This window comes from Mycolicibacterium diernhoferi (assembly GCF_019456655.1).
GTDB classification, from domain to species: Bacteria; Actinomycetota; Actinomycetes; order Mycobacteriales; family Mycobacteriaceae; genus Mycobacterium; species Mycobacterium diernhoferi.
In genome coordinates, this window is record NZ_CP080332.1 from 1,903,293 (window position 1) to 1,928,038 (window position 24,746).

Consider the following 24,746-nt stretch of genomic DNA (forward strand, 5'->3'; position numbering starts at 1 on the left):
CCCCAGATTGCGTGTTTTACTGCAAGTCGGACAACTGAATTCTCGATCCGCTCCACGATCCGAATCGACGAGCGGACGCGGATACCGCAGTGCAAAGAGGCACTGCGGTATCTCTGGGTGTTGGGTTTCACCGACACCGAGGGTCGGGCGGGACCGTGACGGATAAGAGTTGGGATTGAATTTGATGCAGAACCTTGTTGGCCGGTGGATGCGCCGGATCGGGGCCGCCGCCGCGGCGGCGCTGGTCGTACCGGGCGCGATCGCAGTTGCAGGGGAGACGGCCACCGCTGGTGCCTTCTCCCGCCCAGGCCTGCCGGTGGAGTACCTGATGGTGCCGTCCGCCGGTATGGGCCGCGATATCAAGATCCAGTTCCAGAGCGGTGGCGAGAACTCGCCGGCGGTCTACCTGCTGGACGGCCTGCGGGCGCAGGACGACTTCAATGGATGGGACATCAACACCCAGGCCTTCGAGTGGTTCCTCGACAGTGGCCTGTCGGTCGTCATGCCCGTCGGTGGCCAGTCCAGCTTCTACGCCGACTGGTACGCGCCGGCCCGCAACAAGGGCCCGACCGTCACCTACAAGTGGGAGACGTTCCTGACCCAGGAGCTGCCGGCCTACCTGCAGTCGAACAAGGCCGTCAAGCCCACCGGAAGCGCCGCCATCGGTCTGTCGATGGCCGGCTCGTCCGCGCTGAACCTGGCGACCTGGCACCCGGCGCAGTTCATCTACGCCGGTTCGATGTCAGGCTTCCTGAACCCCTCCGAGGGCTGGTGGCCGTTCCTGATCAACATCTCCATGGGTGACGCCGGTGGCTTCAAGGCCGACGACATGTGGGGCAAGACCGAGGACCCGAACAGCGGCTGGAAGCGCAACGACCCGATGCTCAACATCCCGACGCTGGTGGCGAACAACACCCGCATCTGGGTCTACTGCGGTAACGGCACCCCGAACGAGCTCGGCGGCGGCGATCTGCCCGCCACCTTCCTCGAGGATCTGACCATCCGCACCAACATCACCTTCCGCGACAACTACCTGGCCGCGGGCGGTAGCAACGGTGTGTTCAACTTCCCGAACAACGGCACGCACAACTGGGCGTACTGGGGCCGGGAGCTCCAGGCGATGATCCCGGACCTGCAGCGGGTCCTGGGCTAGATCAGCCATCGAAAATCCCCCGAGGCCTCGGCCTCGGGGGATTTTTCGTTGCCCTGTGCGGGTTCAGATGCGGGTCGCCCGGGGTTTCCCGAGCGAGGGCTGGGACGGAATGGGACGCGGGCCGCGATTCCCCTCTGATCGCGGCCCGCGCCCGAGCCCGTTGACCCGCGCCACACGACCCACGAATGCGGGTCGGAGCAGGCGCAACGGGGAGTCCAGCATTCCGGTCACCCGCAGCAGTTGGACCGCGGTGGGGGAATCGGTTTCGGCGGCGGTCATCACCCAGTCGAGGTAGGCGTTGGACAGTCGCATCGGCAGGGGGCGGGGACCCGCCACCTCCGGCAGCGTCAGATCCGAACCGACCGCGGTCTGCCATGCCACCCGCAGTTTGGCCGCCGCGGCGCGGAAGAACCGCTGCGGCAGTGCCTGATCGCCACGGCGCAGGCACTCGCTCAGCAGCGTCGCCTCGATCGCCGCCATCGTCATACCCTGCCCGTAGATCGGGTTGAAGCTGCAGATCGCATCCCCGAAGACCAGCAGGCCCTGCGGAAACCGCTTCATCTTGTCGTAGCGTCGCCACCGGTTGGACGGCACCCGGTAGTGCTCGACGTCGCTGAGCGGGGTCGCCGCCCGCGCCGCCGAGAGGGCGCGTTCGTCGACGAATCCCTCACCCCAGGCCAGCATTTCGGGCCGGTTGGCCGGCGCGGGCCGGCCAACCATCGAACCCAGGGTCATCATCCAGGTGTCGTGCTCGTACCGGACCAGCGTCCATGTCCTCGGCCGGCCGGGGGCGGGGAAGTAGGCGAACAGGTTCTCCGGCAGGGTGCCGTCCGGGATATGCAGGAGCTGGCTGGCATAGGCGAGTTTGACGACGAGTTCGTCCTCGGACGGGCGGCTGTAGCCCAGCTTGTCGAGGAATACCGGTGTCCGCGAACCCCGGCCGGTCGCGTCGACGACGAGGTCGGCGGGGATGGTGTGCCGGGTCGCGTGCACCTGGTCGGCTATCCGTACACCGGTGACGTGGTCGCCGTCAGGGGTCGCGGTCAGCTCGGTCACGTCGTGTCCGTCCACCAGGGTCACGTTCGGCAGGGCCTGGACCCGCCGTAAGATATTGCGTTCCAGCAGAGGACGACTCGCGAAATACAGCGTCGAATCATCGGTGGTCTCCCCGTCCGCGGAGTGCACCATCAGATGGCCGTTGAGTGAGAGCCGGATCCGTGACATCTGACTGCCAGTCGATGACGGGACACCGTCGGCGGCCAGTTCGTCGGCGAATCCGGGGAACAGCTCGGCGAGGATCTGCGAGCTGCGGGCCAGCAATACATGACCATGCCGGCCCTGCGGGACACCGCGGCGTGCGGTCGGCAGATCGGTGAGGACATCGCGTTCGACGATGGTGACGTCGTGATAATGGTCGGCCAGGACCCGGGCCGCCAGGAGACCGCCGATGCTGGCGCCCAGCACCACTGCGCGTTCCCCGAGTAGCTCCATGCTCGGATTCTGCGGGTAGCCGAACCGCGGCCATAGAGTAGTGCACTACTCGTTTTTCTGGCAGGGCGTGTCAGGCCTTTGCGGCACAGGATCGGTGAGGTGGTGCCGGCCCCCCGGACGGCGCCACCTCACCGAAGTCTCATTTCAGCTGGGCCGAGGACAGCCCCAGCAGCCGGCGGGCCACCACCAGCAGCTGGATCTGCTGGGTGCCCTCGAAGATGTCGAGGATCTTCGAGTCGCGGGCCCACTTCTCCAGCAGGGTCTGCTCGGAATAGCCGACGGTGCCCGCCATCTCGACGGCCTTGAGGGTGATGTCGCTGGCCACCCGGGCGGCCTTGGCCTTGCCCATCGAGGCTTCCTTGGAGTTCGGGATCTTGTTGTCGGCCTGCCAGGCCGACCGCACCGTGAGCAGGTACCCCGACTCCCAGTCGGCCTCCATGCGGAGGAACTCCGCCGCGGGGGCGCTCTGCGCGTGCGCGGGCTTGTCGTAGGAGATCTCGATGCCCGCCTCGGTGAGGATCACCCGTAGCTCCTCGAGTGCGGCGCGGGCGACGCCGACGGCCATGGCGGCCACGATGGGCCGGGTGTTGTCGAAGGTCTCCATGACCCCGCCGAACCCCTTGTCCACCTTGACTTCGGGATCCCCGAGCAGGTTCTCCTTGGGAATGCGCGCGTTCTCGAAGCGGATCACCGCGGTGTCGGAGGCCTTGATGCCCAGCTTGTGCTCGAGGCGTTCCACGGTGACGCCGGGGTGCTCGCGCGGGACGACGAACGACTTGATGGCCGCGCGCCCCAGCGACTTGTCCACCGTCGCCCACACCACGATGTGGGTGGCCCGCGATCCGGCGGTGACGAAGATCTTCTCGCCGTTGATGACGTACTCGTCGCCGTCGAGCACCGCCGTGGTGGAGACCGCGGCCGAGTCGGACCCGAAGCTGGGCTCGGTGATCGCCATCGCGGCCCACACCTTGCCGAACCGCTCCAACTGTTCCTTGGTGGCCACGCTGGAGATCGCCGCGTTACCGAGGCCCTGGTACGGGATCGACAGCAGCAGGGCGATGTCGCCCCAGCTGACCTCCAAGGCGTTCAGCAGCGCAGACATGTTGGCGCCGTTGACGTTTGTCTTCTTGCCGTCATCCGCGCGCCCGCCGACCGCATCGGCGCCGGCGAAGGAGATGGTCTTGGCTTCCTGCAGGCCTTCGAACAGCTGGGCCAGGGTGTCCAGCTCGACCGGGTAGGCGTGCTCGGCGAGGTCGTACTTGCGCGAGATCGGCCGGAGCATCTCCGCGGCGCCCTGGTGGCCCTTCTCGACGACCGCCTGCAGTTTGCGGGGCAGTTCCAGATTGATTGCCATGACTGGGTTTTCCGTTTCTGTGATGGCTTAGAGGACGCAGCTGGTCAGAGGACCACGACACCCTCGGCGACGCCGAGGACCCGCAGATCGCGGTACCAGCGCTCGACCGGATGTTCCTTGGTGTAACCGTGACCGCCGAGCAACTGCACCCCGTCCAGCCCGATCTGCATGCCCTTGTCGGCGGCGATCCGCTTGGCCAGTGCGGCTTCCCGGGCGAAGGTCAACCCCTGCTCGGCCCGTGACGCGCCGCGCAGCGTGATCAGGCGCAGCCCGTCCAGTTCGATGGCCATGTTGGCGGTCATGAACGCCACGGCCTGCCGGTTGGCGATCGGCTCACCGAACGCCTCGCGCTCCTTGATGTAGGGCATGACGTAGTCGAGCACCGCGTGGGAGGTGCCGACGGCCAGTGCGGCCCAACCCAACCGGGAGTAGGCGATGGCTTCGGAGTAGTCCTGGGCGAAGTCGGCGTCGGTGCGCTCGGTCTCGCCGAGCCGGTTGTGCAGCGGCACCGCGACATTGTCGAGGGCGACCTTGCCGAGGCCGGCGCCCCGTACGCCCATCGACGGGTCGGCTTCGACGGTGAGGCCCTCGGAGGAGGCCTCCACGACGAAAAGCGCAGGCTTGCCGTTGAGTTGGGCGGCCACGATGAACAACTCGGCGGCACCGGCGGCCGGAACCAGCGACTTCACTCCGGAGAGGCGGTAGCCGCCCGGGGTGCGGACCGCGGTGGTCTTCAGCGCGGTCGGGTCGAACAGCGCGTGCGGTTCGGCGATGAGAACGCTTGCCTGCGGCACGTTCTCACCGGCGAACTCGGGCAGGTAGGTGCCCTGCTGCTCGGCGCTGCCCCAGTGCGTCAGCGCGGCGGCGACCCCGGCCGGGGCCAGGATCGGCAGTGCCAATCCCATATCGCCGTAGGCGAGCGCCTCGGCGACCAGGGCGCCGGTCACGGTGCTGCGGTGCTCGGCGATGCCGTCGAAGTTCTCCGGGATGTTCAGCGCGGTGACGCCGATCTCGGCGGCCTTGGTGATCAGGTCGGCCGGGTAGGTCGCGGCCGCGTCGGCGTCGTGTGCGGCCGGGCGCAGGATCTCGTCGGCGAATTCGCTGACCGTCTCGACGATCATCTTCTGGTCGTCATCGGGAGTGAGGTCGAAGTAGTCGGACTCCCGGGGAGCCAGCCGGGTGGGGGAGCCGCCCAGGTTCTGGATGCGCTTGAACTGGCGGGTGGTGGCGCCGGCGGCCGAGAACGCGGTCTTCACGCCGTACCGGATGCCCTTGTTGAGCGGGTCGCGCAGGCCGTAGCGGTCCAGGACCTCCTGGCCGACGATGGGGGTGATCAGCGCCAGTGCGATGTCGGTCGCTGTCCGCTTGTGCTTCTGCAACCCGACGGCGCTCTCGGGCCCGGTGCGCCGTGGACGGGATTCGATCTGAGTCATGTCAGCAGCCTCTTTTGGTGGTGGCAATGCGCCATGACCGTATCTTACTCCGGAGTAAGATAGCCCGATCCTGTTACCAAGTTCACATGGGCGCCAGCCGGGCCCGCACCTGATCGTGCAGGCGCCCGTTGGTGGCCAAGGCGCTGCCGCCGTGCGGTCCGGGCTCGCCGTCGATGCTGGTGAACGAGCCGCCGGCCTCCCGGATCAGGATGTCCAGCGGGGCGATGTCCCAGACCTTGACCTCCGGTTCGCAGGCGATGTCGACCGCGCCCTCAGCAACCAGGCAGTAGGACCAGAAGTCCCCGTAGGCGCGCACCCGCCACACCGCGTCGGTGAGGGCGAGGAACTGTTCGCGCCGGTCGTCCCAACCGGTCGTCAGGTCCGAGTAGGACAGGCTCGCCGAGGCCAGATCGTCGACGCCGGACACCTGGATGCGCCGGGTCGTCCCACCGAACGAGGTGTGTGCGCCCAGACCGTGCCCGGCCCACCAACGGCGGCCGAGTGCGGGCGCGCTCACCACCCCGACCACCGGCACGCCGTCGGAGATCAGGGCGATCAGCGTGCACCAAACCGGGACGCCGCGGACGAAGTTCTTGGTGCCGTCGATCGGGTCGAGCACCCACTGCCGGCCGGTCGCGGCCACGGTGCCGCCGAACTCCTCGCCGAACACCGCATCGTCGGGGCGGGCCTGTGCGAGTGCGGCGCGCAAGGTTTCCTCGGCGCCCTTGTCGGCGTCGGTGACCGGGGTCAGGTCCGGTTTGGTCTCGATGCGAAGGTCCAATGCGCCGAACCGGGCCATGGTCAACTCATCGGCCCGATCGGCCAGTCGCAGTGCCAGGGCCAGATCATCGGAAACATCGCTCATGTCCGCAGTCCTACCATGGCAGCGTGATCGAATTCGCGATGGTGCTTGTGTTGGTGGGCGCGCTGGTCCTGATAGCCATGCCCTGGATCCGGAAGCGCCAGGGCGGAGGCGGCGCGGGGGCGAACATGGCGCCTGGCACGCTGCTGGTAACCGGGGTGAGCCCGCGCCCCGACGAGGTCGGCGAGCAGTTCGTGACGATCAGCGGAGTGATCAACGGCCCGACCGTCAACGAGCACGTCGTCTACCAACGGATGATCGTCGACGTGGACCAGTGGCCGACCATGGGTCAACTGATCGACGTGGTCTACTCGCCGAAGAACCCGGACAAGTGGATGTTTGCCCCGGCAACACCGCCGCCCCCGCCGGTGGTCCCCGACTACCCGCCCACCAACTGAGCCGCAGAGGCCGTTGTCGCGGGGGACATGCCCCCAGAAACGCTAGGGCGAGATCCACGTCAGGGTCGTCGATGACGCCCGGAAACGTGCTGTGAACCGCCCTGAGGTCGAACTCGCCCCGAGTTCGACCTGATGGTTGCGACTACGCCCGAAATCTTGGTGAATCACCAGCCCCCAGCTCGATCTCGACCTAGGGGTTTGACGGGCATATCGGCCCGCTCAGCCGTGTGCGATCCCCAGCATCTCCTCGACGCTGCTGATCTTCACCCGGGGCCGGTGCTGGGCATCGCCGAGGGCGCGCTCGTGGGCGTCGATGCGCTGCCAGTGCGCGTCGGTCACCAGCTTCGGCTGGCGCGACAGCAGCCACTGCGCCAGCTCCTCGGCGTGCTCCTCGCCGAAGCCGGGCTCGCCGAGATCGGCCAGCAGCGTGTCCACCGTGTCCGCGGAGTCCTTCTTATTGCTGCCGATGACACCCGACGGGCCGCGCTTGATCCAGCCGACGACGTACTCGTTGCGGCTGCCGTCGATCCGGCCGTCGGTGTGCGGGATGGTGCCGGAGCGCTCGTCGAAGGGCAGCCCCGGCGTCGCGACACCCTTGTAACCGACCGCACGCACCACCAATTGCACGGGAAGTTCCTCGCGCTCACCGGTGTCCTTGGCGACCACCCGGCCGCCCTCATCGACGAGCTCGTTGCGGCCCAACACGATCGACTCCACCCGGCCGTCGCCGCGGATCTCGATCGGTGAGGTCGCGAATCGGAACACCACCCGCCGCTTCGCGCCGGCCGGTTCGTTCTCCGCGTACGCGCGCAGCACCTTGATGTTCTGCCGGACGGTCTTGTCCGCCGCCTCCAGGTCTTCGTCGGTGATGGCGTCGAAGTCGGCGCGCTCGACCACCACATCGACCTCGGCCATCTGTTCCATGTGCCCGAGCTCGCGGAGCTCCAGCGTGGTGAACGGGGCCTGCAACGGGCCGCGCCGGCCCACCACGATGACCTCACGGACCCCGCGCGGGCCCAGCAGATCCAGCGCGTGATCGGCGATGTCGGTCTGTGCCAGGATCTCCGGGTCGCTGATCAGGATGCGCGCCACATCGAGTGCGACGTTGCCGTTGCCGATCACCACCGCCCGGTCGGCGGTCAGGTTCGGTGCCATCGTCCCGAAGTGCGGGTGCGAGTTGTACCAGCCGACGAAGTCGACGGCCGAGACGCTGCCGGGCAGGTCCTCGCCGGGGATGCCGAGCACCCGGTCGGCCTGTGCGCCGATCGCGTAGATCACCGCGTCGTAGCGCTCGGCCAGTTCGGCGGCCTGCACATGCTCGCCGACAGAGATGTTGCCGAAGAACCGGAAGTGCGGATCGGCGGCGATCTTCTCGAACTGGGAGCTGATCGACTTGATCTTCGGGTGGTCCGGCGCCACGCCGGAGCGCACCAGCCCCCAGGGGGTGGGCAGCATCTCCAGCATGTCGACGCGGAAGTCGCGGTCGGACTTCAACAGCGATGCGGCGGCGAAGAACCCGGAGGGGCCCGCGCCGACGATCGCCACGTGGTACGGGCGCATGTCTTGCCTTTTCGTGAGGCTGACCGGTGGCGCGCAAGGGGCTGTCGCGACGTCACCGGAGGTGGTTACCGCACCCGATGCTAGCGGCGGTGGGGCGATCGAGGGCGGAGTCCGGGGAAGCGGCCGGTAACCTCAACAATCGTGGATCCAGACCGTCTTGCCGATATCGCCGCCCTCGACACCACGTTGACGACCGTGGAGCGGGTGCTCGATGTCGAGGGGCTGCGCGGCCGCATCGAAACGCTCGAGGCCGAGGCCGCGGACCCGAACCTGTGGAATGACCAGGCGCATGCGCAGAAGGTCACCAGCGAGCTGTCGCACGCCCAGAACGAGCTGCGCCGCGTCGAGGAACTGCGCCAGCGCATCGATGATCTGCCGGTGCTCTACGAGATGGCCGCTGAAGAAGAGGGCGCCGACGAAAAGGCTGCGGCCGTGGGGGAGGCCGACACCGAGCTGGCCAAGCTGCGCGAGGACATCGCGGCCATGGAGGTGCGCACCCTGCTCTCCGGTGAGTACGACGAGCGCGAGGCCGTCGTCACCATCCGGTCCGGCGCCGGCGGCGTGGACGCCGCGGACTGGGCCGAGATGCTGATGCGGATGTACATCCGCTGGGCCGAGGCGCACAAGTACCCGGTCGAGGTGTTCGACACGTCCTACGCCGAGGAGGCCGGCATCAAGAGCGCCACCTTCGCCGTGCACGCCCCCTACGCCTACGGCACCCTGTCGGTCGAGCAGGGCACCCACCGGCTGGTGCGGATCAGCCCGTTCGACAACCAGAGCCGGCGCCAGACATCGTTCGCCGACGTCGAGGTGCTCCCGGTCGTGGAGACAACCGACCACATCGAGATCCCCGAAGGCGATCTGCGCGTCGACGTCTACCGCTCCAGCGGCCCCGGCGGACAGTCGGTCAACACCACCGACTCCGCGGTGCGGCTGACCCACATCCCGACGGGCATCGTGGTGACCTGCCAGAACGAGAAGTCCCAGCTGCAGAACAAGGTGTCCGCGATGCGGGTGCTGCAGGCCAAGCTGCTGGAGCGCAAGCGGCTGGAGGAGCGCGCCGAGATGGACGCGCTCAAGGGCGACGGCGGCAGTTCCTGGGGCAACCAGATGCGGTCCTACGTGCTGCACCCGTACCAGATGGTCAAGGATCTGCGCACCGAATACGAGGTGGGCAGCCCGTCCGCGGTGCTCGACGGGGACATCGACGGCTTCCTGGAGGCCGGAATCCGATGGCGTAACAGGAAAGATGACGACGACTAGCCGCGTGCTCGCACTGTCAGTGGCCGACCGCTGGCAGGGGTTCTGGCGCGGGGACATCGGCGAGTGGATCATCACGCGCGGGCTGCGCATCGTCATGCTCGTCATCGCCGCGATACTGATCGCGCGGTTCGTCAACTGGGCCGCCCAGCGCATCACCCGGCGTATCGACGCCGACTTCCAGGAGAGCGACGCGCTGGTGCGCACCGAGACCGCCAAGCACCGCCAGGCGGTGGCCTCGGTGATCTCCTGGGTGACCGTCGCGCTGATCTGCGTGATCGTGGGGCTGCAGATCACCGAGATCCTGGCCATCCCGCTGGGCTCGCTGGTTGCGCCGGCCGCGGTGCTCGGCGCCGCGCTGGGTTTCGGCGCGCAGCGCATCGTGCAGGACCTGCTGTCCGGGTTCTTCATCATCACCGAGAAGCAGTACGGCTTCGGTGACCTGGTGACCCTGACGCTGGGCGCCTCCAACGAGGCGACCGGCACCGTCGAGGACGTCACGCTGCGGATCACCAAGCTGCGCACCAGCGACGGTGAGGTCTTCACCATCCCCAACGGGCAGATCATGAAGTCGCTGAACCTGTCCAAGGACTGGGCGCGCGCCGTGGTCGACATACCGGTGCCGACGACGGCCGATCTCAACGCCGTCAACGAGCTGCTGCACGCGGTGTGCGTGAACGCCATGAAGAACCCGCAGATGAACGATCTGCTGCTCGACCAGCCGCAGCTGATGGGCGTGGAGAGCCTCCAGCTCGACACCGTCAACCTGCGGATGGTGGCCCGCACCCTGCCCGGCAAGCAGTTCGAGGTGGGCCGTCAGCTGCGGCTGATGGTGATCGCGTCGCTGGCCCGGGCCGGCATCGTCTCCAAGGCCCAGTCCTCCTCGCTGGCGGCCAACTCCGAGGTCCGCGAATGAAGCTGATCTCGCGCCGCACCGGCGACTCCGAGAAGCGCTGGCCCGTGTATCTGCTGCGCGGCCGGATGCGCGCGTCGACACTCGTCCTGATCGTCGCGTTCTGCCTCGCCGCCTGGCTGTACAACACGTACAAACCGCCGCCGCCGGAGCCCGTCCCGGCCACCCAGACGGTGCCGCCCGGTTTCGTGCCGGACCCCGAGTACACCTGGGTGCCGCGCACCCAGGTTCAGGAATGGACGCGCACGACGACGCCGACCACCACCACCATCCCGACGACCACTCCGACGACCACCGACACGGTCGTGCCGCCGACGACCACCACACCGACGACGCCGATCGAACCGACGGGTCCGACCGACACACCGGTGCCCGGGCAGCAGACGCCGGCCCCCGCGGAGGTGACGCCGCCCACCACGACGGTGATCGATCCGGACGGGCCGAACGGGTTGCTTCCCCCGATCACGCTGCCGGTTCTGCCCGGCGCGGCACCCGCGCCGGCACCCCAGACACCCGCGACACCGCCACCGCCTGCACGCAGTGGGTACTGACACGCGTCTACACTGGCGTGCCGTGATGATCACCCTCGACAAAGTGAGCAAGCAGTACAAATCCTCTGCTCGTCCGGCGCTGGATGACGTCTCACTCAAAATCGACAAGGGTGAGTTCGTCTTCCTGATCGGCCCCTCGGGTTCGGGCAAGTCGACGTTCATGCGTCTGCTGCTCGGCGCCGAGCATCCCTCCAAGGGCGATGTGCGGGTCTCGAAGTTCCACGTCAACAAGTTGTCCGGCCGGCACATCCCGCAGTTGCGCCAGGTCATCGGGTGCGTCTTCCAGGACTTCCGGCTGCTGCAGCAGAAGACCGTGTTCGAGAACGTCGCGTTCGCGCTCGAAGTGATCGGCAAGCGCGGCGACGTGATCAACCGGGTGGTGCCCGACGTGCTGGAGATGGTCGGTCTGTCCGGCAAGGCCAGCCGGCTGCCCAGCGAGCTCTCCGGTGGCGAGCAGCAGCGGGTGGCGATCGCGCGGGCGTTCGTGAACCGGCCGCTGGTGCTGCTGGCCGACGAGCCCACCGGCAACCTGGACCCGGAGACCAGCAAGGACATCATGGATCTGCTTGAGCGGATCAACCGCACCGGCACCACGGTTCTGATGGCGACGCACGACCACCACATCGTGGACTCCATGCGTCAGCGCGTCATCGAACTCGAACTGGGCCGGCTCATCCGCGACGAGCAGCGCGGCGTCTACGGAATGGATCGCTAGTGCGTTTTGGCTTCCTGATCAACGAGGTCGTCACCGGCCTTCGTCGCAACGTCACGATGACGGTCGCGATGATCCTGACGACCGCCATCTCCATCGGCCTGTTCGGCGGTGGCCTGCTGGTGATGCGCGTGGCCGACCAGTCCCGCGACATCTACCTGGACCGGGTGGAGAGCCAGGTCTTCCTCACCAACGACGTGTCGGTCAACGACCCGAACTGCGATGCGGACCCGTGCAAGGCGTTGCGCGCGCAGATCGACGCGCGTGACGACGTGAAGTCGGTTCGCTTCCTCAACCAGGAAGCCGCCTACGAGGACGCCATCAAGAAGATCCCGGCCTTCAAGGACGTCGCGAGCAAGGACGCGTTCCCGGCCTCGTTCATCGTGAAGCTGGAAAACCCGGAACAGCACATGGATTTCGACGCTGCCATGCAGGGCCAGCCCGGAGTGATGAATGTGCTGAATCAGAAGGACCTGATCGACCGGTTGTTCGCGCTGCTCGACGGCATGTCGAATGCGGCGTTCGCGGTGGCGCTGGTGCAGGCGATCGGCGCGGTGTTGTTGATCGCCAACATGGTTCAGGTGGCGGCCTACACGCGGCGCACCGAGATCGGCATCATGCGGCTGGTCGGCGCCACCCGCTGGTACACCCAGCTGCCGTTCCTGGTGGAGGCGATGCTGGCCGCGTTCATCGGTGTGGTGCTGGCGCTGATCGGTCTGCTGGCGGTGCGCAGCCTGTTCCTGGAGAAGGCGCTGAGCCAGTTCACCCAGGCTAATTTGATTGCGCCGCTGGACTTCGCCGATATCCTCTACATCGCCCCGATCCTGCTGTTCGTGGGTGTGGCGATGGCCGGTGTCACGGCCTATGTGACGCTGCGCCTCTACGTACGAAGATGATGATGGCGAAGAAACCCGACAAGGCCGCCGAAAAGGCGAACAACCACGTGGTGGCGACCAACCGAAAGGCGCGCCACAACTACACGATCCTGGACACCTACGAGGCCGGGATCGTGCTTGTCGGCACCGAGGTGAAGAGTCTGCGCGAAGGGCAGGCCTCCCTGGTCGACGCGTTCGCCACCGTCGACGACGGTGAGATCTGGCTGCGCAACCTGCATATCGCCGAGTATCACCACGGCAGCTGGACCAACCACGCGCCGCGGCGCAACCGCAAACTGCTGTTGCACCGCAGCCAGATCGACAACCTGGTCGGCAAGATCCGCGACGGCAACCTCACCCTGGTGCCGTTGTCGCTGTACTTCAGCGACGGCAAGGTGAAGGTGGAGCTGGCGCTGGCTCGCGGTAAAGAGGCCCGCGACAAGCGCCAGGATCTGGCCAAGCGGGACGCCGACCGGGAGATCACCCGCGAACTGGGCCGGCGCGCCAAGGGCATGCGCTGATAGGCGTTCTGCTCGCCTTGGTTTCGGCCGCGGGCTATGGCGTCAGCGACTTCGTCGGCGGCATCGCGTCCCGGCGGGTGGCCGCGCTGCGGGTGGTGCTGGTGTCCTACCCCGTGGCGCTGGTGCTGCTGACCGCGCTGTCTTTCGTTGTGGGTGGACAGATTTCGAGCCCCGCCGTCCTGTGGGGTGTGCTGTGCGGCATCAGTCAGGCGTTCGGGGTGTGGTGGTTCTACGCCGCGCTCGGGGCCGGGCCGATCTCGGTGGTGTCGCCGTTGACCGCGATCCTGGTGGCCGGGGTGCCCGTCGGCGTGGGGATGGCGTTGGGGGAGCGGCCTTCAGCACTGGCCCTGTTGGGCATCGCGGTGGCGCTGGGCGCCGTCGTGCTGGTGTCCCGTGGGGTGAGCGATGAGGACCCGTCGCCGCACCGGTTCACCAAGACGGTGGCCTGGCTGACGGTCGGGTCGGGGCTGGCGTTCGGGCTGAACTTCGTCCTGATCGACCAGGCTCCGGTGGATGCGGGCCTGTGGCCGCTGGTGTTCGCCCGGGCGTCGGCCACGGTGTTGGTGGTGCTGATCGCGCTGGCCGGCGGCAAGCTGCGGGTACCGACCGGGGTGCCGCTCAAGCTGGCCCTGGTCGCCGGGGTGCTGGACACCGTCGCGAACGTGGCGATGCTGCTGGCGTTGCAGGCCTCGCTGCTATCGCTGGCGGGGGTGCTGATTTCGCTGTATCCCGCGTCGACGGTGGCGCTGGCGCTGCTGGTGCTCAAAGAGAAGGTGACCCGATGGCAGGTGGTGGGCATGGTGGCCGCGGCGGTCGCGGTGGCCATGATCGCCCTCGGGTAGTTTCCTGAAGTTTCTTCATGCGTGCCTGCCGCCGTGGGTCGCTCGGTAGCATCACGATCCATCCACCGATAGCGCGAAGGGAGGCGTGTGTCGTTGAAGGGTCACCGACGGCGCCTCTGGTTGCTCCTACTCGTGGTGTTGCTGCTCATCAACGCGATATCACCCTGGCCCCACGAGGTCGCCCGCCATGTCGCCTTGACCGTCGGGTTGGCGACCTCGCTCGGGTGGGGGCTGTGCGGTCTGGTGGTGGCGCGCCGGACGACCGGCTGGTCGCGGCGGTGGCGGGTACTGATGTCGATGGGCCTGCTCTCCATGTTCGTCGGTGAGGCGCTGTGGTGGGCACAGGGTTTCGGGGAACCGGTGCCGGCGGTCAGTCTGGCCGCCTACCTGCTGTGCCCGGTGTTCGCCCTGGCGGCGATCGCGGCGCTGACCCGGTCCGGTGGTGGGCTGACCGGATCGGATGAGAGCGAAGCGCGGTCCACCCCGGTGACGACGGTCATCGATGGTGTGGTGGCCTGCCTGGCCTTTCTGATCCTGGTGGCGATGGGCGGCTTCGGCGCCGGATCGAGCGTCTCGTTACCCCGATCGGACAACGTCACCGTCGAGATCCTGTTCGCACTGGCCGAGCTGTTCGTCGTGGTGCTGGCGGTGGTGGTGGCCATGACCTATCGGCCGGACCGGCCCTACCGGGCCAACCTGCTGTGGCTGTGCAGTGGTGTCCTGGTCGCGATCACGTCCGACCGGGTGATCGCCTACCTCGACTCGGCCGGCGCCGAGGGTGCCGGGCGGTGGGGCGGCATCGGATTCACCGTCGGGCTGACGCTGACCGGCATGGCCATGCTGGAGCTGCCGCGCGGTCCGCTGCCCCGGCGACGCACCGGCGGGTTCGACTGGACGCAGCTCGTGCTGCCCTACATCTCCTTCCTCGGCGTGGCGGTGCTGTACGCCTATCACTTCGGGCGCGGCGCGACGCTGCATTCGGCGATCCTCTGGGTGACGGTGCTGATGGTGCTGATGGTGGCGGTCCGCCAGGCGGTCGCCATCCGCGCGCAGTATCAGTTGACCGAGCGGCTGTTGACGACGCAGCGCCGGCTGGCGCATCAGGTGCACCACGATTCGTTGACCGGTCTGCCCAACCGGGTGCTGTTCGCCCGGCGCCTCGACGAGGCCATGCGGACGGGGCACTTCGTGCTCATCTTCGTCGACCTCGATGATTTCAAAGAGGTCAACGACCGGTACGGGCACGCCGCCGGGGACGCGCTGCTGCGCGCGGTCGGGGAGCGGCTGGGCCGGTGCGTGGGCGAGGCCGACACGCTGGCCCGGATCGGCGGCGACGAGTTCGCGATCCTGATGGACGGCACCGTCGACGAACCCGAGGCGGTCGCCGAGCGGCTGCGGGTCGCGCTGCGGGAACCGTTCGCGGTCAACGGATCGTCGGTGCGGGTCCGGGCCAGCATGGGTCTGGTGCGGCCCGGCGAGGACGGTGTCGCGCAGTCCTCCGACGATCTGCTGCGCCAGGCCGATGTGTCGATGTACGCCGGCAAACGTCTCGGCAAGGACACCGCCGTGGTGTACCGGCCGTCCTCGGGCGTCAACGTCGACTTCCCGACCGCGCTGCGCCGGGCCCACGGCGCCGCGCCGCCCGGCTTCCAGTTGGTGTACCAGCCCATCGTGCGGCTTCCGCACCCGGCGCCGGTGGCCGTCGAGGCGCTGGCGAGGTGGACGACGGCCGACGGGATCGCGATCTCGCCGGAGACGTTCGTCGCGGTGGCCGAGGCCGCCGGGATGGGCGCGGACCTCGATGCGCTGGTCCTCGACCTGGCCTGCCGGGAGGTGTCGGGGGCCGGTCTGGACCTCGACATCCATGTGAACGTGGGGGCGGCGCGGCTGGGGAACCCCACCTTCGAGCGGCGCATCATGCGGACCCTGGAGCGCTACGGCATCGAGCCGCACCGGCTGGTGCTGGAGATCACCGAGACCGTCCCGATCGTCGACCTCAACGACGCCGCCGACCAGATCGCCCGGCTCAACGCGCTCGGAATCAAGGTCGCACTGGATGATTTCGGCGCAGGCTACAACTCGCTGACCTACCTGCACGTGCTGCCGGTGCAGATCGTCAAGCTCGACCGCAGCCTGGTCGCGGGTGCCGCGCGGGCGCGGGATGTGACCTTGTACCGGTCGGTGATCCGGTTGTGTGACGCGCTCGGGTTGGCGGTGGTCGCGGAGGGCATCGAGGTGGCCGCGCAGGCCGAGACCGTCTACGACGCGGGCTGCGAGCTGGCCCAGGGGCACCTGTTCGCCAAGCCGGTGCCGATCGGAGCGCTCATGGAGAAAGTGCCGAGCAGGCCGGTGTGACGTGTTGATCAGTTGCCTGTGTCGGGGCGGCCGGTAGACTGGCCTTCTCGCTGAACGTCGGCGGGGGTGCGAGGGGCTGAACGGTTTCGACTTCGCGCATCGAATCAAGGGAAGCGTGCCGGTGCAGGCAAGAGACCACCGTAAGCGTCGTTGCAACCAATTAAGCGCCGATACCAATCAGCGCGACTACGCCCTCGCTGCCTAAGTAGCGACTGCGTGTCTGTCAGACCGGGAGCGCCCTCGGCCCGGACCCTGGCATCAGCTAGAGGGACCCACCCACGGGTTCGGTCGCGGGAACCGTGGGGACATCAAACAGCGACTGGGATCGTCATCTCGGCTTGTTCGCGTGACCGGGAGATCCAAGTAGAGGCATAGCGAACTGCGCACGGAGAAGTCTTGAGGGAATGCCGTAGGACCCGGGTTCAATTCCCGGCAGCTCCACCTCAGGAAGGCCGCAGGTCAGCAGACCTGCGGCCTTTCTCGTTGGTCGATGTTTAGCTTCCGCGGCGACGAGGCACATTCCAGCAGAGTGTGGCGCAGGCCACACCTGGGGGGCGGAGCGCGCGAATGACCGATCAGATCCCGAGCACGAAGACCGACGTCGACAAGGCGCTGCTCGGCAGCGCCACCTACCGCAGCCTCGGCGAGCAGAAACTGTCGCCCAAGGAGGAACGCTTCGAGAAGGGCCGCCGCACCACCGGACTGTTCCTGGCGCCGGCGCTCACCATCGGGTTCCTCCTGCTGCCGCTGGACATCCCGCGCGAGCAGCAGGTGCTGGCCGCCGTGCTGCTCGGGGTGATCACGCTGTGGATCAGCGAGGCGGTACCCATCCCGATCGGTGGCCTGCTCGGGGTGGCGGTCGCGGTGTTTCTCGGGGTCGCCCCGGTCGACGACGTGCTCGCCCCCTTCGGGTCGTCGACGGTGTTCACCTTCATCGGGGCGTTCATCCTGGCCCAGGCGATGCTCAAACACGGTGTCGCGCGGCGGTTCGCGTTCCGCATCCTGGCGCTGCCCCGCGCGGGTCGCTCCACCACCGGGGTGATCATCGCGTTCGGCGTGATCACCTGCGTGCTGTCGGCGTTCGTGTCCAACACCGCGACGGTGGCCATGCTGCTGCCGACCGCGCTGGGCATCCTCGGCGTCATCGCCAAACTGTTGCAGCAACGCGGCGACGTCGAACCCGACTTCGACCCGCTGCGGCTGCGCGTCGGCACCGCGCTGATGCTGATGCTCGCCTACGCCGCCAGCGTCGGTGGCCTGCTGACCCCGGTGGGCAGCCCGCCTAACCTGATCGGGCGCGGGCTCATCGAGGAGGCCACCGGGGAACGGATCAGCTTCGGCCAATGGGTGGTGCTGGCGCTGCCGATCTGTATCGCGATGTTCGTCGCGCTGGCCTTCATCCTGTTGCGGCTCAACAAGCCCGAGATCAACCGGATCGACGGCATCGCCGACTATGTGGCCTCCGAGCGGGAGAAGCTGGGCGGGCTGTCCCGGGCCGAGAAGAACACCCTCATCGCTTTCGGGGTCACCGTCTTCCTGTGGATCCTGCCGGGCGTGCTGGCGCTGGTCTTCGGCAACGACTCCGACATCTACACCGCGGTCAGTGACCGGCTCGACGAGGGCATGGTCGCCGTGTTCGGCGCCGCACTGCTCTACCTGCTGCCCACCGACTGGGAGAAAAGGGAATTCACGCTGCGTTGGCGGGATGCCGCCGACATCGACTGGGGCACCATCGTTCTCTTCGGCACCGGCATCATCTTCGGCTCGCTGATCGCCGACACCGGGCTGGCCGAGACCATCGGCAGCTCGGTGAACGGCGCGCTCGGATTGGGCAGCGCCGTCGCCATCACCATCTTCGCGGTGCTGCTGGCGATCATCGTGTCCGAGACGACGAGCAACACGGCGTCCGCGGCGGTGGTGGTGCCGATCATCATCCCGGTGGCCGTCGCCGCCGGGGTGAATCCCTTCGTGCCGGCGCTGGCCGCCACCTTCGCGGCATCGTTCGGCTTCATGCTGCCGGTGTCCACCCCGCAGAACGCGATCGTGTACGGTTCGGGCGTGGTTAAGATCACCTCAATGATCAAGTCCGGCATATCGTTTGACGTCATCGGTGCGCTGCTGATCATCCTGCTGCTACCGCTGATGGTCGGCGTGCTGGGCCTGGGCGCATGACGGGGGCGCGGATCGCGGTCATCGCCGGCGACGGTATCGGCGGTGAGGTGATCGACTCGGCGCGGGCGGTGCTCGACGCGGTCAGTGCGCGGCACGGAATCGAATTGTCCTACACCGAGTTCGACTGGTCCTGTCAGCGCTACCAGCAGACCGGCGCGATGATGCCCGAGGACGGCATCGAGACGCTGCGCGCATTCGACGCGATCTTCCTCGGCGCGGTCGGCTGGCCGGGGGTGCCCGACCATGTGTCGCTGTGGGGCCTGCTGATCCCGATCCGGCGGGCCTTCCGCCAGTACGTCAACCTGCGCCCGATCAAGGTGTTCGACGGGGTGCGCAGCCCGTTACGCACCGCGGACAAGGTGGATTTCGTGGTGGTGCGCGAGAACGTCGAGGGGGAGTACAGCGAGATCGGCGGCCGGATGAACCGTGGCTTCCCCGACGAGATGGCGGTGCAGGAGTCGGTGTTCACCCGGGTCGGGGTCAGCCGGATCGCCGACTACGCACTGGAACTCGCGCGCACCCGGCGCGGCTATGTCACCTCGGCCACCAAGTCCAACGGGATCGTGCACACGCTGCCGTTCTGGGACGAGGTGGTCGCCGAGCGGGCCGCGGCCTACCCGGATGTGCAGGTGGACAGCGAGCACATCGACGCGCTGGCCGCGAAATTCGTGCTGCAGCCGCAGCGCTTCGACGTGGTGGTGGGCTCGAACCTGTTCGGCGACATACTGTCCGACCTTGCCGCTGCGGTGGCCGGGTCGATCGGGATCGCGCCGTCGGCCAACCTGGACCCGACCCGGGAATTCCCGTCGATGTTCGAGCCGGTGCACGGTTCGGCCCCCGACATCGCCGGCAAGGGGGTCGCCAACCCGGTCGGGGCGGTGTGGTCGGCGGCGATGATGCTCGATCACCTCGGGTTTCCCGAGGCGGCCGCCGACGTGCTGGCCGCCATGGAGGCGACGCTGGCCCAGCCGCAGACCCGCACCCGGGACCTCGGCGGGACGGCGTCCACGGCCGAGGTCACCGCGGCGCTGATAGCCGAGCTGGGGTAACCGCCGAAATCACGTATCAGTTCTCCTCGGCCGGCGGCTCGGGGGTGACGGTCTCGGTTTCGGTCTGCGTCTCGGTGACCGTGCTGACGCTGGTGCTGACCGACGGCGTCGTCTCGGTGGTGGTCGTGGTCGTGGTGGTCGACGGCGTGGTGGTGGTGGTTGTTGTCGTCGTCGGCTCGGTCGTGGTGGTGGCCGGGGGAGCGGTCACCGTCTCCGTGGGCACCGGCGCCGGGGCGACCGCGCTGGTGGTCGGCGCCTGCGAGGACGTCGTCGTGGTGGTCGTCGTGCTGGTCGACGGCGACGAGTCGCCGCTGAGCGCGGAGATGATGCCGTAGATCGCGGCGGCCAGCACCAGCGCCGCGATCGCGCCGATCGCCACCAGCGCGGCGGGTTTGCGGTACCAGGGCTGCGGCGGCTCCGGGGGTTCGCCGCCGCCGTACGGGTCACCCGCCGGATAGGGCTGGGTGTAGTCGCTGTAGTTCGCCGCGTACTGGGTGGGGTCGTCGTCGGAGTAGTAGCCGCCAGGTCCGTTGTTCGCCATAGTGCTTCGACGGTACGACGTCGCGGCGCCGATATGGGGTAACCCGGCGCGGCTCAGCTGCTCTCGCGTCGCGCCTTGGCGCGCCGTTTCCCTTCGTGCATGGCGGCCACCCGGGCGACCGGAATGGTGTGGCCGTGGGCGATCAGGTCGGCGGGCAGCCGCTGCGGGGCGGGCATCGCCTCGGCCCACGGGTCGCGGTCACCGAGGCGTTCCAGCGCGGTGTGCACGGTGAAGTCGGACGGGTGCACCTCGGTCAACTCCGGCCAGGCCAGCGGGAACGACACCGGGGTGCCGGGCCTGAGACGCGGGCTGTAGCTGGCGGCCACCGTCGCCCCGCCGGAGCGGGTGGCGTCGACGAACACCTTGCCCGCCCGGTCCTCGACGATGAAAGCCGTTGTCGCGATGGCCGGATCGAGTGCCGCGGCGCGGGCGGCCAGCGCCCTGGTCGCGGCGGCCACGTCGTCACCGGGTGCACTGTCGTCGATCGGGACGAAGATGTGCAGCCCGCGCGACCCGCTGGTCTTCACCGCGCCGGCCAGCCCGCAGTCGGACAAGGCCTGGTGCACCAGTTGCGCCACCGCCACCACCGCGCCGAAGTCGTCGGCGCCGGGCGGGTCGAGGTCCAGGATCAGATGGGTGGGCCGGTAGATGTTGTCGGCCAGGCCGAGTGCCGGGTGGTATTCGACAGCGCGCTGATTGGCCAGCCACAGCAGGGTGCGCCGGTCATCGCACAGCGCGTAGTGGATCTCGCGGTGCGAGGCCTCGGCCCAGATCGGCGCCGTCTTCACCCAGTCCGGGGTGTACTTGGGCACGTTCTTCTGCATGAATGGCGCCCGTCCGCGCAGCACCCGCAGCACCGTCAGCGGGCGTCCGGCCAGGCACGGCAGGATCCGGTCGGCGACGGCGTCCAGGTAGTCCACCAGGTCGCGCTTGGTGGCCCCGGCCTCGGGCGTGAGCGGCTGGTCCAGGTTGGTCAGGTCGACTCCGGAGCGATGCTCGTCCGCGGGCATGAGACCACCATAGGATCGTGCAATGACCGTTGTCCTCGCGCTGCGGTGCGCCAATGGAATCGTGTTGGCCTCGGATTCCCAGATCACCGATCCCGGCCGCGGTCTGACCTATCCGGCGCAGAAGCTGCATCCGCTGGGCGATTCCGCGGCGTGGGGTGGCAGCGGGTCACGCGCGGTGCTCTACGACGTCGAGCAGCTCTTCACCGAGGAGGCCGAGGCGATCGTCGAGGCCAAGGACATCGGGCACGCCATCCAGGCCAGGGTCCGGCCCATCCTGAAACACCACTACGAGAACTTCATCCCCAGCGTGCCGGGGCAGGAGAAGGCCGGCACCCCGGCCACCTTCATCCTGGCCGCGGGCTATGCGGGGGACCGGCCGTTCATCATCGACCTCGACCCGAACGCGCTGCTCGGCCACCACGAGGAGACGGGTTTCCAGGCGATCGGCAGCGGCGCGGCGATGGCCCAGCAGGCGCACGCCCTGCTCACCCATTTCCGGATGCCCGAACGCGACGTCGACTACGGGTTGGTGGCCGCCCTGCGGGTGCTCGACGCGCTGGACGCCTCCTCGTCGAGCATCGGCGGGCCGATGGACCTGTGCCGCATCACTCCCGAGGACGGTGCCCAGCACCTGACGCCCAAACAGGTCGAGGGGGTCCGCAAGGACGTCGCCCGGTGGGTGAAGCTCGAGCAGAGCGCGCTCGACGATCTCTTCGCGTGAGCCTGTGAGGTTGCTGTCAATCCGGCAGACCCATTGCTGATGGTTAAACGAGCTACGTAAGTTACGCCGGATAACGACTCTGTCATCCGATAGGCGCCACATGACCGCCAGCACCGGCCGATCCACCATCGGGCACTTCATCCGGCTGTTCGCCGTACCCATCGTGCTCGGCTGGCTGGCGCTCACCGTCGCCACCAACGTGCTGGTGCCGTCGCTGGAGAAGGTCGGCGAGGAGCACACCGTCGGGATGAGCGCCCAGAACGCGCCGTCGATGATCGCCATGAAACGCATCGGCGCCAACTTCGACGAATTCGACTCCGATTCCAACGCCATGGTGGTGCTGGAGGGAGATCAGCCCCTCGGTGCGCAGGCCCATCATTACTACGACGGGCTGATCGGCAAGTTCGAGGCCGACCCCGCCCACATCCAGCACGTCGCGGACTTCTGGGGCGACACCCTGACCGCCGCGGGGGCACAGAGCGCGGACGGTAAGTCCGCGTACGTGCAGTTGTACCTGCACGGCAACCAGGGCGAGACGCTGGCCAACGAGTCGGTGCAGGCCGTCCGTGACATCGTGGCGTCCACCCCGCCGCCGCCGGGCCTGCAGGTGTTCGTCACCGGTGGGGCGCCGCTGATCTCCGATCAGCACCATGCCGGGGACAAGAGCATCGCCCGGGTCACCATGATCACCCTCGGCGTCATCCTGCTGATGCTGCTGATCGTGTACCGCTCGATCGGCACCACGATCCTCATCCTGCTGATGGTGTTCGTCGAACTCGGCGCCGCCCGCGGTGTGGTGGCGTTTCTGGCCAACGCCGGGGTCATCGGGCTCTCGACGTTCGCGGTGAACCTGTTGACGCTGATGATCATCGCCGCCGGCACCGACTACGCCATCTTCGCGGTCGGCCGTTACCAGGAGGCCCGCGGCGCCGGTGAGGACCGGGAAACCGCCTACTACAGCATGTTCGGCGGCACCGCGCACGTGGTGCTGGGTTCCGGGCTGACCATCGCCGGGGCCATGCTGTGCCTGTCGGTCACCCGGCTGCCGTACTTCCAGACGATGGGTGTGCCGTGCGCGATCGGCACCCTGGTCGCGGTGCTGGCGGCGCTGACGCTGGGCCCGGCGGTCATCACGATCGGCAGCCGGTTCGGCCGCTTCGAACCCAAACGGGCCATCCGTTCGCAGGGATGGCGGCGCATCGGGGTGACCGTGGTGCGCTGGCCGGGCCCGGTGCTGGTGGCCAGCCTGGCGCTCGCCATCATCGGCCTGGTCACCCTGCCCGGCTACATGACCAACTACGACGCCCGCCGGTACCTGCCCCAGGAGTTGCCGGCCAACGTCGGATATGCGGCCGCCGAACGGCATTTCAGCGCCGCCCGGATGAACCCCGAACTGCTGATGGTGGAAAGCGACCGCGATCTGCGCAACCCGGCCGACTTCCTGGTCATCAACAAGATCGCCAAGGGTATCCTCGCCGTCCCCGGGGTGGCGCGGGTGCAGACCATCACCCGGCCCAACGGAAAACCGATCGAGCACACCACGATTCCGTTCATGCTCAGCCAGCAGGGCGCCACCCAGACGATGAACGAGAAGTACCGTCAGGACCAGTTCGCCGACATGCTGCGCCAGGCCGACGATATGCAGACCAACATCGAGACGATGGAGGCGATGTCCTCGATCACCGAGCAGATGGCGGCCACCACCCACGAGATGGTGCTCAAGACCACCGACATGACCCTCGACATCGTCGAATTGCGGGACCACATAGCCGATTTCGACGACTTTCTGCGCCCGATCCGCAACTACTTCTACTGGGAACCGCACTGTTACGACATCCCGGTGTGCACGACCATGCGGTCGATCTTCGACGCCCTCGACGGTATCGACACGATGACCACCGATGTGCAGAAACTGGTGCCCGATCTGCAGCACCTGGACACCCTGATGCCGCAGATGGTCACGCTGATGCCGGAGAACATCCGCGTCATGCGCAACATGCGCGAGTCGATGCTGACGATGTATCAGACCCAGAAGGGCATGCAGGACCAGGGTTCGGCGATGCAGGAGAACTCGACGGCGATGGGGGAGGCCTTCGACGCCTCCCGCAACGACGACTCGTTCTACCTGCCGCCGGAGGCCTTCGAGAACGAGGACTTCAAGCGGGGCATGGAGAATTTCATCTCCCCGGACGGAAAGTCCGTGCGGTTCATCATCAGTCACGACGGTGATCCGGCCACCCCGGACGGCATCGCGCACGTCGACCCGATCAGAACGGCCGCCAAGGAGGCCATCAAGGGCACCCCGCTGGAGGGGGCCAAGATCTTCCTGGCCGGCACCGCCGCCACCTACAAGGACATGCACGACGGCGCCCAGTGGGATCTGATCATCGCCGGGATCGCGGCCGCCTCCTTGATTTTCGTCATCATGCTGCTGATCACCCGCAGCCTGGTCGCGGCCGCGGTGATCGTCGGCACCGTGCTGCTCTCGCTGGGCGCCTCGTTCGGCATGTCGGTGTTGTTGTGGCAGCACCTGCTCGGGCTGGAGTTGCACTGGATGGTGCTGCCGATGTCGGTGATCCTGCTGCTGGCGGTGGGCTCGGACTACAACCTGTTGCTGGTGTCGCGGTTCAAGGAGGAACTGCCCGGCGGGCTCAAGACCGGCATCATCCGGGCGATGGCCGGCACCGGCTCGGTGGTCACCTCGGCCGGTCTGGTGTTCGCATTCACCATGGCGTCCTTCGCGTTCAGCGATCTCAAGGTGATGGCGCAGGTCGGCACCACCATCGCGCTGGGCCTGCTGTTCGACACCCTGGTGGTGCGGTCGTTCATGACGCCGGCGATCGCCGCGCTGCTGGGCAAATGGTTCTGGTGGCCGCAGACCGTGCGGACCGAGGCGTCGCGGCGGCGGCTGGCGGCGCTGGCTCGGTAGCGGGCGGCATCTGCCGAAACCGGCGATATGGCGGCCAGGACAAT

Annotated in this window: 21 protein-coding genes and 1 other RNA gene; 15 read left to right on the forward strand and 7 right to left on the reverse strand. The window is 67.8% G+C overall.

Annotation, left to right across the window (positions count from 1 at the left end; translation table 11 throughout):
• Positions 1 to 184 precede the first annotated feature (184 nt).
• A complete protein-coding gene (locus K0O62_RS09050) occupies positions 185 to 1,153 on the forward strand; it encodes an esterase family protein (RefSeq protein ID WP_073859212.1) in 969 nt (322 codons plus the stop codon).
• 63 nt (positions 1,154 to 1,216) lie between these two features.
• Here K0O62_RS09050 and K0O62_RS09055 read toward each other — a convergent pair whose 3' ends face one another.
• The 4 genes from K0O62_RS09055 to hisN form a co-directional block, all read right to left on the reverse strand.
• Entirely contained in the window at positions 1,217 to 2,644 is a 1,428-nt protein-coding gene (locus K0O62_RS09055) for an FAD-dependent oxidoreductase (protein ID WP_073859213.1), read from the reverse strand.
• A 139-nt stretch (positions 2,645 to 2,783) separates the two neighbouring features.
• Complete coding sequence (locus tag K0O62_RS09060) at positions 2,784 to 3,998, reverse strand: acyl-CoA dehydrogenase family protein (protein ID WP_073859214.1); 1,215 nt, start codon at positions 3,996 to 3,998, stop codon at positions 2,784 to 2,786.
• A gap of 44 nt (positions 3,999 to 4,042) precedes the next feature.
• Complete coding sequence (locus tag K0O62_RS09065; protein WP_073859215.1) at positions 4,043 to 5,431, reverse strand: acyl-CoA dehydrogenase family protein; 1,389 nt, start codon at positions 5,429 to 5,431, stop codon at positions 4,043 to 4,045.
• Positions 5,432 to 5,513: 82 nt separating this feature from the next.
• Positions 5,514 to 6,296, reverse strand: a complete 783-nt coding sequence (gene hisN / locus K0O62_RS09070) for a histidinol-phosphatase (protein ID WP_073859216.1) — start codon at positions 6,294 to 6,296, stop codon at positions 5,514 to 5,516.
• A gap of 23 nt (positions 6,297 to 6,319) precedes the next feature.
• On the opposite strand from hisN, the gene K0O62_RS09075 reads away from it, so the two are divergent.
• The gene (locus K0O62_RS09075) at positions 6,320 to 6,691 is read left to right on the forward strand and encodes a hypothetical protein (protein WP_097933571.1); all 372 of its coding nucleotides are present in this window, start codon (positions 6,320 to 6,322) and stop codon (positions 6,689 to 6,691) included.
• A gap of 219 nt (positions 6,692 to 6,910) precedes the next feature.
• Here K0O62_RS09075 and K0O62_RS09080 read toward each other — a convergent pair whose 3' ends face one another.
• On the reverse strand, positions 6,911 to 8,251 hold the full coding sequence (locus K0O62_RS09080) for an FAD-dependent oxidoreductase (protein ID WP_073859217.1): 1,341 nt from the start codon (positions 8,249 to 8,251) through the stop codon (positions 6,911 to 6,913).
• A gap of 141 nt (positions 8,252 to 8,392) precedes the next feature.
• Here K0O62_RS09080 and prfB point away from each other — a divergent pair, with 141 nt between their 5' ends.
• The 11 genes from prfB to K0O62_RS09135 all read left to right on the forward strand — a co-directional run bounded on the left by prfB (position 8,393) and on the right by K0O62_RS09135 (position 19,501).
• Positions 8,393 to 9,514, forward strand: coding sequence for a peptide chain release factor 2 (gene prfB, locus K0O62_RS09085; RefSeq protein WP_073859218.1), 1,122 nt, complete (start codon positions 8,393 to 8,395; stop codon positions 9,512 to 9,514).
• Positions 9,501 to 10,427, forward strand: coding sequence for a mechanosensitive ion channel family protein (locus K0O62_RS09090; protein ID WP_073859219.1), 927 nt, complete (start codon positions 9,501 to 9,503; stop codon positions 10,425 to 10,427). Before prfB ends, K0O62_RS09090 begins: the two co-directional genes overlap by 14 nt.
• Complete coding sequence (locus tag K0O62_RS09095) at positions 10,424 to 10,975, forward strand: Rv3103c family proline-rich protein (RefSeq protein ID WP_073859220.1); 552 nt, start codon at positions 10,424 to 10,426, stop codon at positions 10,973 to 10,975. The genes K0O62_RS09090 and K0O62_RS09095 overlap by 4 nt, the downstream gene beginning before the upstream one ends.
• Before the next feature lie 25 nt (positions 10,976 to 11,000).
• Entirely contained in the window at positions 11,001 to 11,690 is a 690-nt protein-coding gene (gene ftsE / locus K0O62_RS09100) for a cell division ATP-binding protein FtsE (RefSeq protein WP_073859221.1), read from the forward strand.
• On the forward strand, positions 11,690 to 12,583 hold the full coding sequence (ftsX, locus tag K0O62_RS09105; RefSeq protein WP_073859222.1) for a permease-like cell division protein FtsX: 894 nt from the start codon (positions 11,690 to 11,692) through the stop codon (positions 12,581 to 12,583). Before ftsE ends, ftsX begins: the two co-directional genes overlap by 1 nt.
• A gap of 2 nt (positions 12,584 to 12,585) precedes the next feature.
• A complete protein-coding gene (smpB, locus tag K0O62_RS09110; RefSeq protein ID WP_073859241.1) occupies positions 12,586 to 13,083 on the forward strand; it encodes an SsrA-binding protein SmpB in 498 nt (165 codons plus the stop codon).
• Entirely contained in the window at positions 13,080 to 13,925 is an 846-nt protein-coding gene (locus tag K0O62_RS09115; RefSeq protein ID WP_079244501.1) for an EamA family transporter, read from the forward strand. Before smpB ends, K0O62_RS09115 begins: the two co-directional genes overlap by 4 nt.
• An 87-nt stretch (positions 13,926 to 14,012) precedes the next feature.
• Entirely contained in the window at positions 14,013 to 16,280 is a 2,268-nt protein-coding gene (locus K0O62_RS09120; RefSeq protein WP_073859224.1) for a putative bifunctional diguanylate cyclase/phosphodiesterase, read from the forward strand.
• A gap of 72 nt (positions 16,281 to 16,352) precedes the next feature.
• Positions 16,353 to 16,724, forward strand: a transfer-messenger RNA (tmRNA) gene (ssrA, locus tag K0O62_RS09125).
• Between the two features lie 123 nt (positions 16,725 to 16,847).
• Positions 16,848 to 18,452, forward strand: coding sequence for an SLC13 family permease (locus tag K0O62_RS09130; protein ID WP_073859225.1), 1,605 nt, complete (start codon positions 16,848 to 16,850; stop codon positions 18,450 to 18,452).
• The gene (locus tag K0O62_RS09135) at positions 18,449 to 19,501 is read left to right on the forward strand and encodes a tartrate dehydrogenase (RefSeq protein WP_073859226.1); all 1,053 of its coding nucleotides are present in this window, start codon (positions 18,449 to 18,451) and stop codon (positions 19,499 to 19,501) included. The genes K0O62_RS09130 and K0O62_RS09135 overlap by 4 nt, the downstream gene beginning before the upstream one ends.
• Positions 19,502 to 19,517: 16 nt before the next feature.
• Here the strand turns inward: K0O62_RS09135 and K0O62_RS09140 are convergent, their stop codons facing one another.
• Entirely contained in the window at positions 19,518 to 20,042 is a 525-nt protein-coding gene (locus K0O62_RS09140) for a hypothetical protein (protein ID WP_097933573.1), read from the reverse strand.
• A 53-nt stretch (positions 20,043 to 20,095) separates the two neighbouring features.
• Positions 20,096 to 21,052 carry a DNA polymerase domain-containing protein gene (locus tag K0O62_RS09145; protein WP_073858543.1) on the reverse strand — a complete coding sequence of 319 codons (957 nt, stop codon included), beginning with the start codon at positions 21,050 to 21,052 and terminating at the stop codon, positions 20,096 to 20,098.
• A 22-nt stretch (positions 21,053 to 21,074) separates the two neighbouring features.
• Here K0O62_RS09145 and K0O62_RS09150 point away from each other — a divergent pair, with 22 nt between their 5' ends.
• Together K0O62_RS09150 and K0O62_RS09155 are read left to right on the forward strand one after the other, a co-directional pair.
• A complete protein-coding gene (locus K0O62_RS09150; RefSeq protein WP_073858544.1) occupies positions 21,075 to 21,773 on the forward strand; it encodes an Ntn hydrolase family protein in 699 nt (232 codons plus the stop codon).
• Positions 21,774 to 21,873: 100 nt separating this feature from the next.
• On the forward strand, positions 21,874 to 24,702 hold the full coding sequence (locus K0O62_RS09155; protein WP_073858545.1) for an MMPL/RND family transporter: 2,829 nt from the start codon (positions 21,874 to 21,876) through the stop codon (positions 24,700 to 24,702).
• Positions 24,703 to 24,746: the final 44 nt, after the last annotated feature.